9 protein-coding genes and 1 pseudogene are annotated in these 11,880 nt (G+C 61.1%); 5 read left to right on the top strand and 5 right to left on the bottom strand.

The genetic code is table 11. The annotated features are described in order from the left end of the window. From ACE3OH_RS12750 to ACE3OH_RS12730, 5 genes are all read right to left on the bottom strand, one after another. A partial coding sequence (locus ACE3OH_RS12750) for a serine/threonine protein kinase (protein WP_374353152.1) occupies nt 1–1,674 on the bottom strand: 1,674 nt, incomplete at its 3' end. Between the two features lie 4 nt (nt 1,675–1,678). Beyond that, the gene (locus tag ACE3OH_RS12745; RefSeq protein ID WP_374353149.1) at nt 1,679–2,239 is read right to left on the bottom strand and encodes an ECF-type sigma factor; all 561 of its coding nucleotides are present in this window, start codon (nt 2,237–2,239) and stop codon (nt 1,679–1,681) included. Between the two features lie 78 nt (nt 2,240–2,317). Next, a complete protein-coding gene (locus ACE3OH_RS12740; protein ID WP_374353146.1) occupies nt 2,318–3,088 on the bottom strand; it encodes a LytR/AlgR family response regulator transcription factor in 771 nt (256 codons plus the stop codon). Then, entirely contained in the window at nt 3,085–3,813 is a 729-nt protein-coding gene (locus ACE3OH_RS12735; protein ID WP_374353143.1) for a sensor histidine kinase, read from the bottom strand. Before ACE3OH_RS12735 ends, ACE3OH_RS12740 begins: the two co-directional genes overlap by 4 nt. A 968-nt stretch (nt 3,814–4,781) precedes the next feature. Continuing rightward, nucleotides 4,782–6,887 (bottom strand): glycosyltransferase, encoded by a 2,106-nt coding sequence (locus tag ACE3OH_RS12730; protein WP_374353140.1) that lies wholly within the window; start codon nt 6,885–6,887, stop codon nt 4,782–4,784. 211 nt (nt 6,888–7,098) lie between these two features. On the opposite strand from ACE3OH_RS12730, the gene ACE3OH_RS12725 reads away from it, so the two are divergent. The 5 genes and pseudogenes from ACE3OH_RS12725 to ACE3OH_RS12705 form a co-directional block, all read left to right on the top strand. Next, nucleotides 7,099–8,187 (top strand): DegT/DnrJ/EryC1/StrS family aminotransferase, encoded by a 1,089-nt coding sequence (locus tag ACE3OH_RS12725; RefSeq protein WP_374353137.1) that lies wholly within the window; start codon nt 7,099–7,101, stop codon nt 8,185–8,187. Further along, nucleotides 8,184–10,151 carry a class I SAM-dependent methyltransferase gene (locus ACE3OH_RS12720; protein ID WP_374353134.1) on the top strand — a complete coding sequence of 656 codons (1,968 nt, stop codon included), beginning with the start codon at nt 8,184–8,186 and terminating at the stop codon, nt 10,149–10,151. The genes ACE3OH_RS12725 and ACE3OH_RS12720 overlap by 4 nt, the downstream gene beginning before the upstream one ends. 169 nt (nt 10,152–10,320) lie before the next feature. Continuing rightward, on the top strand, nt 10,321–11,013 hold the full coding sequence (locus tag ACE3OH_RS12715; RefSeq protein WP_374353131.1) for a hypothetical protein: 693 nt from the start codon (nt 10,321–10,323) through the stop codon (nt 11,011–11,013). Between the two features lie 51 nt (nt 11,014–11,064). Then, nucleotides 11,065–11,178: pseudogene (locus tag ACE3OH_RS12710) on the top strand (IS481 family transposase); the annotation flags it as partial. Between the two features lie 73 nt (nt 11,179–11,251). Then, nucleotides 11,252–11,880 (top strand): hypothetical protein (locus tag ACE3OH_RS12705; RefSeq protein ID WP_374353128.1); only part of this gene is annotated, 629 nt, incomplete at its 3' end.

Here is an 11,880-nt window from a genome sequence, read left to right as displayed (position 1 = left end):
TGCCAGCTCCGCTCTCACAGCGGGTTGATCCTGCAAGCGGTTACGCAAGCGCTCGGCACCAATATCAAGCAAGGCTCGAACGGTAGTTTGCCGAGCCTTCTCGGGATCTGGCTGGTAGCGTGAATTCGTCCGGAACACCTCTACCAGGTATTCCTTTACTGCCGTCGCCTTTGCCGCCTCTTTGTTGGCGAGTGCAAGACTTTGCAAGGCATGCTGTGCTTCATGCTTGGAGCGCGCCGCTTCCACTTGGGCAGATCGTCGATAGCGCTCTGCCGCCTCAGTCTGCAAACGCGCCTGTGCTGCAAAAGCCTGCGCCTCTTTTGCCGCTAGCTCAGCACGGTTTCGCTGCATCTGTGCAATAGCAGCCAAGCCTAAGGCATGACGGGCCTGAAGCACGATGGTTACCGTGCTACCGATAGCGAATGCCAGCACCACGCCCGCCACGGCCACGCCCAAACGGTGGCGGCGCAAGAACTTCCCCAGGCGGTAGATCGCACTCTCGCCGCGAGCGTGTACCGGTTGATACGCCAAGTAGCGCTCCAAGTCTTCGGCCAACGCTCTGACGGACTCGTATCGATCCGCGGGCCGCTTTCTGATGGCCTTGGATACGATGTTGTCCAGATCGCCTCGCAGCTTGCGCTGCAATCCACTGATCGAGATAGACCGGCGTCGGCTCACCTGCGTCTGCTCGTCCACAGGCAAGCTCGCCAGACGCGCCGACATGCGCGCCGGCTCGTCGTTCAGAATGGCCTGCATCAATTGCGGCAGGCCACTTTCGACCGCACCATAGGGCCGACAGCCCGCGAGCAGGTGATACAGTAATACGCCCAAGGCATAGACATCGGTCTGGGTAGTAATCGGGCCCGTCTCGATCTGCTCAGGTGCCGCATATTCCGGAGTCAGCGCTACGCCCGCGAGCTGGGTAACATCGAGCTGCTGCTTTGCTCTATCGAGTAGCTTGGCGACGCCAAAATCCAATAACTTGACCGTCTTATCAGGCTGGATTAATACATTCGATGGTTTTATATCGCGATGCACGACCAAGTTAGCATGCGCAAAAGCCACTGCAACACAGACATCGCGAATCAATCCAATACGCGACCGAATATCCAAGCAATGCACATCGCAGTATTCATCAATACGCAGCCCGTCGATATATTCCAGGACCAGATAGCGCTGCCCGCGATCCGTAAAACCCGCATCCAATAGTCGTACAATATTGGGGTGCGTTAATTCACCGAGAATTTGACCCTCTCGCGCAAATCGCTCATTTGCCGCCGCATTGATCGAATGATCATGCAGCATCTTGATGGCAACTTGGTCATTGAACATGCCATCACTACGCTGTGCCATCCACACCTGGCCCATCCCACCGGCGCCCAGCATACGGGCCAAACGCCAACGACCTATGGTCAACCCTTCAAGCGCCGGCGCTGGGCCAATCTTTTCACCAGCGCCAAACAAGCCAGTATCGTGCAGTACAGGCCTTGCCAGAAAACCATTGGCGTCTACGGCTTCGTCAGCGCGAATCAATGCCTGCAGACCATCAAAAGCACTCGGGTCGTCGCGGGCAAGGCGTGCCAGCATCGCAGTACGTTCCACTTCGTCTAGCGCCAGCCAGCTTTCAAACAGGGCTAGTCGCGAAACGCCATCTTGCTGGTTTTCTGTAGGCATGAGCTTAGTTACTCAATTGATCGAACAGAAATGCTCGGGCCTTGCGCCAATCACGCTTAACCGTCGGCACGGAAACATCCAATAACTGGGCGATTTCCTCTTCCGTTAAACCGCCAAAGTAACGCATTTCCACCACTTGCAAACAACGAGGAGAAGCAGCTTCCAATTCGATCAATGCGTCATTCAGTCTCAGAAAATCGTGCACTTTGCCTGACTGATTCAGCATTTGCGTATCAAGCGTAATGGGTAACGCTCCTCCTCCGCGCTTATCCGCCTGTCGCTCGCGAAAGTAGTCAATCACGACGCTACGCATTACCTGAGATGCATACGCAAAGAAGGTCTTCCGATTCACAAAGTCTTTATCGTCGCTGGGCTGCAGGCGCAGGTAGGTTTCGTGTACCACGCGGCAGGGATCTAGCGAGGTAGTTCCCGCACGATGCAAATGCTGGCTCGATAACCTCGTTAGCTCTGCATAGAGCGCTTTGTAGAGGAAATCTGCTGCCGCGGCATCGCCGTGCCGGGCTTTCAGCAACAGCTGAGTAATATCCGGAGCGTGACTCATCATGTCCCTGCTAGGGTCAATAGTTCGAGCCAGATATTAGCTGATGCCCTCGAGCAGCCAACCATCGCAGTGCCAATGCGCCTACATTTCCTTGAACAGCCCCAAAAAACTGCGACTCACCGGCAGCCGCTCGCTACGGCCCTTCAGTTCGATATTGGCGGTTTCGTTCTCACCCCGGGTAACGCGGCGAATGGCCCGTAAATTCACCACCACCGAGCGGTGCACCTGGGCAAATTGCCGGGCATCGAGCTGGGCGATCAAATCCTTGAGCGGCGTGCGTATCAAGGCTTCGGCGGGCTGGCCTTCGTCGCGATAAGCGACCAGGGTGTATTTGCTATCGCTCTTCAGATAATCAATATCGTCGACCGGAATCATGCGTAAGGATGGGCCCACCGTGGCCCGCACCCAACGCAGCGGCTCGGGCTGGTCCAGTTTGAGCCGCTGCGCCAGTTGCACCAGCACGGCCTCGCTGTGTACCGCCGGCTGCGCCGTTTGCAGGCGTGCCTGCAAACGCGACACCGTTTCGCCAAGGCGTGCAGCGCTGACCGGCTTGACCAGATAGTCGAGCACACCATGCTCGAAAGCTTCGAGCGCGTACTGATCAAACGCCGTGACAAACACCAGATGCGCACGCTTGCCGATCTGCCGCGCCACCTCGATGCCACTGAGCCCCGGCATATGCACATCGAGAAAACACACCGTCGGCTGGTGCTCCTCGAACATGGCCAGCGCCTCCCGCCCATTGCGCGCCTGCGCCACAATGCGCAGTTCAGGCCAGGCTACAGCCAGGCGGGCTTCCAGAATCTCGCGCAGCAGCGGCTCATCATCGGCGATCAGGGCGGTCAGGGTCATTTTGGCTCGCTATCGAATTCAATCACGGCTTGCACACCATGCGGTTCCACCTCGATCAGCTCCAACGTAGCGCTGCCGCCATAGGCCCACAGCAGGCGTTCGCGCAGAGCGGCGAGGCCAGTCCCGAGGCCGCGACCGGTGCTCTGCAGGCCGACGCCGGTATCGCTGACCGTCAAGCGGCAGCGACCGGCCTTGCCCGCTAGCAACTCGGCACGAACATCGATCCGCCCGCCTTCTTCGCTCGGGTCGATACCATGCTGGACGGCATTCTCCACCAGCGTCAGCAGCGTCATCGGCGGACAGGGCAACAGCGCCATGCCGTCGGCACTATGCAGCGCAAAGGACAGGCGATCGGGCATGCGCATCTGCATCAATTCCAGATAAGCGCGCACCAGTTCCAGCTCCTGGCCGAGCGTACTGGCCGAGCCATCGATGCGCGGCACCGCCGCGCGCAGATAGGCCGTCAGGCTTTCCAATAGCCGTGGCGCACGCGGTGAACCCACCTCGACCAGGGCTTGCACATTGGCCAGGGTATTGAACAGAAAGTGCGGCTGCGCTTGGGCGGTAAGCAGCCGCATGCGCGCATCCAGCGCCTGCCGCGCCATTTCGCTGCGCTCCAGCGCAAAGCTAGTCGCCTGCTCCTTCACCTTGGCCTCGCGCTGGCGCAGCAAGGCGGTCAATGCCACCCAAGGGGCCAACAACATGCCTGAGAAGGTCACTGTCATGAAGCCGTTCAAACGTTTCGGTTCTGCCCAGAACACCGGCGCACCAACAGGTGTGCTCAGGTGATAAATAGCAAAAGCCGCGATCGGCACCGCGACACCGACTGCCAGGACTTGAATCACCCAGCGCGCCAACCAGCCGGGCATGCGACGTGGCCACTGTTCGAACAGGCCAAATGCCAGCAGGGCCGCAAAACCACATCCGAACACCCGCAATGCCAGCCCAGTCCAAGGCGACTCCCAGCCGATGCTGAATAACAGACTTAATGCGGTACAGATAGATGCGACAGTCGCTACCCTGCGCCGACCAAACAAGGCCAGCACATTGAATGAGGACGCGGTGTTTTGACTTGGCTCGACTGACGACAGTGGAAACATAATGGCAGCTTACCCAACGAGGGCCATTTTAGGCGTATTACCTAGAGGGGGGGGCCTGCCTCTACCGCCCGCGCAGCCCCGGCGAATGCAAGTACTTTTTGACTACATAACGCCAAGGAATCGTGAGGGGCGTCAGTATCACTCCTACCAGACAGGCGACAATAGATTCCTGAACACTTGGCGTCAGCAGATATAAGGCGCGCAGCACACATAATCGCCGACACGACACATTGTATTCAGTCTTTTCTATCCCTCTGCGGAGTAGGCGCTCAGCAGTTAACCTGCACGCCCATTGTGTTTTGTGAACACATGCGGCTAAACCGGTGAATAGACCAGCCACGGCAAGAAGGCTGTCACCCACGATCGAACGCGATGAATGACCGGATCCAGTAGTGAGGCCAGTCAAGCAATTGGCACAAGGGCAAACGCAGGAGACGGCGTGCCTAGAACTTGCGCCTGGGGACTACACAACACAACCAGATGCGCGCGCTGGCAGCAACAGCTCGTGTTGCGCGCTGGCACGCGTGCGCCTGTATTGAGGGTTAGCTACCAATGCCCGCACTGTCTTCTATGTTTGCGCGACATGCTTCAAGTCAGCGCCCCGCGTCATGGCTGCCTGGCCCCCAGTTGCAGCGCGGCGGGTAGGCCAGGGTGTAGTCCTGCCGCTCCAGCGCCAGATTCGGGTTGTAGGCCGGGTCGTGGAGCAGGAAGTCGCCGTAGCGGCGCTGCATATGGGCCATTTCGCCGGCAAAGCGGGCGAGCTTGGCGGGGCTGTCTTCCAGGCCACGGGTGGCCGATTCATGGTGGTAGAGCTCGGCATAGGGCGTCCACAGATTGCGGTAGCCCGCCTCCCCGACGCGCAGGCACAGATCGGTATCGTTGAACGCCACCGCCAGATCGACCTCGTTGAAGCCGCCGACCTGCCAGAACACCTCGCGGCGCACCACAGCGCAGGCGGCGGTGATGGCCGAGTAGTTCTGCACCAGGCGCGCGCGATTGAAGTAGCCGCCCTGCTCGCGGGTCAGGCGATGGTGCGCATGGCCGGCCACGCCGCCAATGCCAAGTATCACCCCGGCGTGCTGCAAAGTGTCGTCCGGATACCAGAGCCGGCAGCCCACCATGCCGATCTCGGGCCGCAGCGCCTGGCTCACCATCTCGTCCAGCCAGTCGGGGCTGATCACTTCGATATCGTTATTCATCAGGCACAGCAATTCGCCATCAACCTGGCGCGCGGCGCGGTTATTGATGGCCGAATAGTTGAATGGGCCGTCGTCGCGCACTACCCGCAAGCCGTGGCTCAGGCTCATTGCTTGCAGATAGACCAGCAGCTGCGGGTCTTCGCTGCCGTTGTCCACCACCGTCACATCAAAGTTCGGGTAGCGGGTTTTGCTGTAGACGCTGTCCAGGCACTGGCGCAGCAAGGCATAGCCATCGCGGGTGGGAATGATGACGCTGACCTTGGGTGGCGCGGCCGGCAAGGCATAGCGCACCCGCAAGGAACCCGCGCCCGGCGCCGATTCGCTGACGTTGGCCGCAATGCCGATTGCCGCCAGATGATCGCGCACTGCCGCCAGCGCCGATGGCACGGTATAGGGCTTTTCGCTGTGATCGATGGCGGTGCTGCCGGCAATGGTGCGCCAGTGGTACAGCACATGCGGAATATGTCGGACCTTGGCGTGACCGACCTTCGCCACTGCGCGCAGCACCAGATCGTAATCCTCGCTGCCCTCGTAACCGGTGCGCATGCCGCCCAGCTCGCGGATCAGGCTGGTCTTGAAGGCACCCAGATGGTTGAACAGGTTGTAGCAAAGGAATAGATCGGGGTTCCAGTCTGGCTTGAAGTAAGGGTTGCTGCGCACCCCGGCTTCATCAATCTTGTCCTCGTCGCTGTAAAACAGCTCGGCGTCCGGATGTTGCCGAATCGCCTGCGCCAGCAGATACAGCGCATGCGGTGCCAGCTCGTCGTCATGGTCGAGCAGACAGACGAATTCGCCGCTGGCCAGCGCCAGTGCGCTATTGGTGGCGGCGGCGATATGGCCGTTCTGTTCGCGCCAGCCCAAGCGAATGCGGCTATCGCTGGCGGCATAGTCGCTCAGCAAGGCGCGCAGCTGCGGGTCGGTCGAGCAATCGTCGGCGATGCACAGCTGCCAATGCGGGTAGTACTGCTCGCGCACCGATTCGATGGCGCGGCGCAGCCAATGTACGGGAGCGTTGTATACCGGCATCAGCACCGAAATCAGCGGCGGCGACGCCATGGCGGCGATATCCGTGGCAATGGCGGCGAGCTTGGCGGCATCGGGCCGCTCGAAGCGTTCGATCCAGGCTTGGTACTCGCTGCCGGCCTCGCCCTGCTCGGGCAGACGCGCCAGGGCTTGCGGTGAAGGAGCCGGCCGCTGAAACTCGGCGCACACCCCGGCCCAGCCCTGCTGCCGCCAGGCGGCGAGACAGCGGCTGATCAGGCGCAGCGGCGCGGTGATGCGCCAGGAATGCGATTCGAGCAAGGTCTGGTAAGCACGCTGCTGCGCGGTGATCACCGCCTCCAGATTGCGTACATGCTGCTCGGTATCGGCAATCTGCTGGTTTAATCGCTGCTTGTCCTTGCGAAGCAGCACCACCAGGTATTCGGTATTGTCGAGGCGGCGCTGCAGCGCCAACTGCGCAGCAGCCGCCTCGTTCTCGACCGGCTTGCTTGAATTCATAGCGTGGGTTCGTGCAAAAAGGCAGCAACGCTAACAGCCGCTCGACCTGCCAGCAAGCGCTAATACGCTGAATCTGCAGCAATTGTGAGGCAGCTCACAGCCTGGCGGCGCCCGGTTTGGCAAGCTGCAAAGCTTGCAAGCTCCCCTACTTCAACCCGACAGGCAGTATCGCGCAATGCCCGACACGACCATACCGCTGTTCAAAGTTTTCATGCCCGACTCAGTAATGCCCGCCCTGCAGCAAACCCTGTTCAGCGGCTATATCGGCGAGGGCCCGCGGGTGGCTCAATTCGAGCGAGCACTCGCCGACTGGCTGGCAGTGCCGGATGTGGTCACCGTCAATAGCGGCACCTCGGCCCTGCATCTGGCCTTGCACCTGGCGGGCGTCGGCCCCGGTGATGAGGTGATTTCCAGCCCGCAGACCTGTGTCGCCACCCACACGCCAGTCGTAGCCTTGGGGGGCCGCATGGTGTGGGCCGATATCGACCCCTGGACCGGCAATATCTCGGCCGCCGACGTTGCCGCCAAATGCAGCGAGCGCACCAAGGCGATCATTGCCGTGCACTGGGGTGGCTATCCTTGCGATCTGGCCGAGCTGGCGGCGATTGCCCACACGCGCGGCATCGCCCTGATCGAAGATGCGGCCCATGCGCTCGGCTCACGCTACCAAGGCCTGCGCATTGGCGCGCATGGCGATTTTGTCTGCTTCTCGTTCCAGGCGATCAAGCTGTTGACCACTGTCGATGGCGGCGCCCTGGTGTGCAAATCGCGCGAGATGGACGCGCGCGCGCGCCGCCTGCGCTGGTTCGGGCTGGACCGCCACTATATGGCCAATGATGAATGCCGCTGGGATCAGGATCTTGACGAAGCCGGCTACAAATTTCATATGAACGATGTGGCCGCCACCATCGGGCTGGAGCAGCTCAACTACCTCGATGCCAATCTGGCCCGGCATCAGGCCAATGCCGCCCACTTCGATGCGGCCTTGCACGGCTTTCGCCATATCCGCCCCTTGCTGCGCAGCCCGGATCGAAGCAGTGCGCATTGGTTGTATACGGTGCGAGTAAAGCAGCGGCAGGCATTTTTCGAACATATGCGAGACGCCGGCATCGCCTGCTCGCGCGTGCATGTGCGCAATGATCGCTATCGCGCCTTCGGCATCAATGCTGATGAATCAGCCTTGAGCGGTGTCGCCCGGTTTGATGCCGAGCAGATCAGCATTCCGTGTGGCTGGTGGATTGGCGACGCCGAACGCAGGCAAATCGTGCAGGCCCTGCAGCAATTCGAGGCCGTACTATGATCCGCCCTTTTCTCGGCCGCATCCGCCGGCGCCTGCAGCGCGCCATCAGCCCGCTACCAGCACCGCAGCCGGCACCCGCAGCCAGTGCAGCACCCCCCGCCCCCTGGGATAGCTATGCCAAGGGGCGCTTTGATCAACAGGCAGCGGTCGATATCTTCAAAGGCGCCTGGTCATCCGCCTTGCCGGCCGAGCTGGGCCTGGACGCTGGCAGCGCCCCCCTGTTTGACGACCCGCGCATCCACTGGCTGATTGCACAGCTGGGCAGTATCGAAGGCTGGAAGGTTTTCGAGCTGGGCCCGCTGGAAGGCGGACACAGCCATATGTTGCAGGCAGCGGGGGCCACATCGGTGCTGGCAATGGATGCCTGCACCCTGTCCTACCTGAAATGCCTGCTAGTGAAGGAGCTATGCCAGCTCGACCGGGTGTCATTCCAGTACGGCGACTTCATGGCTTATCTGGCCGCCCAGCCGCAGCGCTTTGATCTGATCGTGGCCAGCGGCGTGCTGTATCACCAGCGCGACCCACTGGCCTGTATCGAGCTGATGGCCGCGCACAGCGACACCCTGTTCCTGTGGACCCATTACTACAGCGAGCAACTGAACAGCCCGTATATGACTGCCGACATGTTCCGGCCGGTAGACCCGGGCCCCGGCACCGGCCTGCGTTGCACCTTGTTCGAGATTGACTACGAACGCTATCTGCCCGGTGGCAAATACCGGGGCGGGGTCGATAACCATGCGCGCTGGATGCGGCGCGACGATATCCTGGCCTGCCTGCGCCAATATGGCTTTAACCAGATCGACATCGCCTTTGAACACACCGATCACCCCTATGGGCCTAATTTCGCTGTGCTGGCACGCCGGCAAGCCGCCAATGCCCTGCCTGCCGGCACCACCATCGCTTATCGCGACGCCATGCGCGCCATTGCCGGGCAGCCGCCGTGGTGCATCGACGCCATTGCCTTGGGCGATGGACAGCTGACGGTATCCGGCTGGGCGATTGCGCCGGCCGGGGAAGTGGAGCGCGTTGGCTTCCGGGTGAATGGCATCGATGTCGTCGCGCTGGAACGCGGTGTGGCGCGGCCCGATGTTGGCGACTTCTACTGGTTCTACCCCAATGCCGGCCGCGCCGGCTTTAGGTTCAGCCACCCGATCGACACGCAAGCAAACGCGCCCTTGCTGCTGCAATACGTCGATCGCCACAGCGGCACCGTGATCGAGCCACTGCACGATCTGCAGGTGCTACCCGAGGATTTGCGCGGCGAAACCGCCGCGCCGCCGCTGAAGCTGGTGCAGCGCAGCCATACCGGCAATGCCATCGACCAGTATTTTGTCGAGGGCTACAGCCTGTTTCGCAGCCTTGAGCGCGAGCTGGTAGCGACGGCCGGCCATGGCCTTGCCGCCTGCGGCAGCGTGCTGGACTTCGGCTGCGGGCCGGGGCGCCTGAGTCGCTATCTGCAAACCGTGGATGGCCTGAATGTCAGCGCCGTCGATATCGACCCCGACTGCCTGGCCTGGTGCAGCAGCGCCTTGCCTGGCGTTGATTGCCACCCCGGCAGCCTGCGCCCGCCGCTCGCGATGGCGGAGCAATCATTTGGCGCGGTGCTGGCCATCAATGTATTGCTGCATCTGGGTGAGCATGACGCCGTGGCCTGGCTTGGCGAATGGCGCCGCCTGTGTCGGCCCGGTGGCCTGATCATCGTCACCATCGCCGCCGATCTGGCCCTGAGCCGCGCCCGCCTCAGCGAAGCGCACTACCAGAGCCTTGCCGGCCAAGCCTTTGCCCAGCTCAGCCGCAACCCGGACCTGGACGAGGTCATCGATGAGCCGGACTACTACCAGAATGTGGTGTACAGCCACGCGCATATCCAGCAAAGCTGGCCGGCCTTGGGCTTGGAGCTGCTGCGCATCGTGCCGGGCTGCATCGGCAACCACCATGACTTGGTGATCATGCGGCGGGTATAGCCACCAGCCGCCGCGCCAGAGAAATCGGCTGCGAAAAGAATTTCACCTTGTTCAAACCCGAATCCTGAAGTCCTTCCGTTCAACCGACTGCAAGCAAGGGCAATCGCAGCAATGCCACTGCCAGCCAGCTCGATCAGCATCACCCCGGAACCCACTTCAGGAGACAAGCATGGACTTCTCGCCACAAGGCAAATCCCCTTTGCGCAATATGAGCGGCATCGGCGCGGTAGCCGCCCTGCATATCGTGGTGGTCGCCGCCATGATCCAGGGCTTGGCTTACCATGGCAGCCTGCCAGCCATCATCAAGCCCATCATCATCGAAGAGCTTGCGCCGGAAATCACCCCACCACCGCCGCCGCCCAAGCCGTTTGATTTGCCCACCAAGACTCTGGACAAGACCTACCTGCCACCGGTTGAAGTGAAGATCCCTGATGACTTTACGCCACCCGCCAACAAGCCGGTGGACTATGGCCCTCCCACCGACAAACCCGCGCCAAGCAGTCCCGTCATCCAGGATGGAGGCCCAGGCAAGGAAGACGTCAAGAAGGATGAGCGCCGCGAGGCCCGCGTTGTTTGCCGTAACTATCCGGAAATCCAGGCGCTGCTGGCAGATCGCTTTCCGGTTATTGCTGATCGCGAGGACTTCAATAGCCGCGGCATCAGCCGCTTTGATATGGCCATGACCATTACGGTCGGCCCGGGCGGCGAGATCAAGAATCCGGTGATGCGCCAGACCAGTAATGCCTTTGCCGGCCGCGCCATGCAATCCACCGTATTGGCCGCCTTGAAGAAGCTGCGCTGTGATGGCCAGAGCAGCGACGTAGCCGTCGATGTACCGTTAAGCTTTACCCTTGCGGACTAGCTCTCACGGAAGTACCCAAGCATCGGGCGCCGCAATGAATCGCTCGTAGAGCACTACAACAGCGAACGCACCCATCAGGGAAAAATGTGCTGCGGTCGCACGCCACTGCAGACCTTGATGGCAGGGAAAGCCATCTGGAAGGAGAAAATCGACAATCTGATTTGATCTGACAATCAGGCACCGTTAAAACGGGCGACTGTCAGATCAAGTCCGAACTTCTACAACTTACAATCGCGTCATGTCTTCTGCGCTCCATCGCATCTTTACGCCACACCCAGCGCTGGCCGGGGTGTTGATGCATCTGCTGGTCAAGCAGCTGCCGGCCTGTAGCTATACCGTGCCGGCCAGCGCTCAGCCGATGCTGCTGCTACTGCTGGAAGGCCGAGTGCGACTGGCCCACGGCGGTTATTTGCCGCGCATAGCCTTGTGCGGCCCCGCCCATTCGGCACGCGCCGGCACCACCGATGTGCCGACTCGCTTTCTGTCGGTCACCTTCCGCGCCGGCCAGTTTCCGCGCTTGTTCGGCCGACCACTGGACGAATTCGTTGACCTCGAGGTTGATCTGTACGACTGGCTCCCCCGGCCGCAGGTGGACGAGCTGCTCGACCGCATCGACAACGCCGCTGATATCGAGCAGCAGGTCGCGGCCGTCCAGCATTTCCTGCTGGCCAAACTGGCGGCCTATGATGGTCGCAGCAGCACCCTGCACCTGCCCTACCAGTGGGCCGACCGGTCGGTGACAGCGTTGGGCGATGAATACGGCTTGGGCGCCCGCCAGTTCGAGCGACGCTTTCGCAACAGCTATGGCATGACGCTACGCAGCTACCGCCAGCAAATACGTTATGGCATGGCGATTCTGTCGATCAT

The organism is Chitinimonas sp. (assembly GCF_041904975.1).
Taxonomy (GTDB): Bacteria; Pseudomonadota; Gammaproteobacteria; order Burkholderiales; family Chitinimonadaceae; genus Chitinimonas.
This window is presented reverse-complemented; position numbering and strand designations above follow the sequence as displayed.

Bases quoted from the DNA above. Each gene is read 5' to 3' on its own strand.
- ACE3OH_RS12730 (WP_374353140.1), bottom strand. From the start codon at position 6,887: ATGAATTCAAGCAAGCCGGTCGAGAACGAGGCGGCTGCTGCGCAGTTG.
- ACE3OH_RS12715 (WP_374353131.1), top strand. From the start codon at position 10,321: ATGGACTTCTCGCCACAAGGCAAATCCCCTTTGCGCAATATGAGCGGC.
- ACE3OH_RS12725 (WP_374353137.1), top strand. From the start codon at position 7,099: ATGCCCGACTCAGTAATGCCCGCCCTGCAGCAAACCCTGTTCAGCGGC.
- ACE3OH_RS12720 (WP_374353134.1), top strand. From the start codon at position 8,184: ATGATCCGCCCTTTTCTCGGCCGCATCCGCCGGCGCCTGCAGCGCGCC.
- ACE3OH_RS12735 (WP_374353143.1), bottom strand. From the start codon at position 3,813: ATGACAGTGACCTTCTCAGGCATGTTGTTGGCCCCTTGGGTGGCATTG.
- ACE3OH_RS12740 (WP_374353146.1), bottom strand. From the start codon at position 3,088: ATGACCCTGACCGCCCTGATCGCCGATGATGAGCCGCTGCTGCGCGAG.
- ACE3OH_RS12745 (WP_374353149.1), bottom strand. From the start codon at position 2,239: ATGATGAGTCACGCTCCGGATATTACTCAGCTGTTGCTGAAAGCCCGG.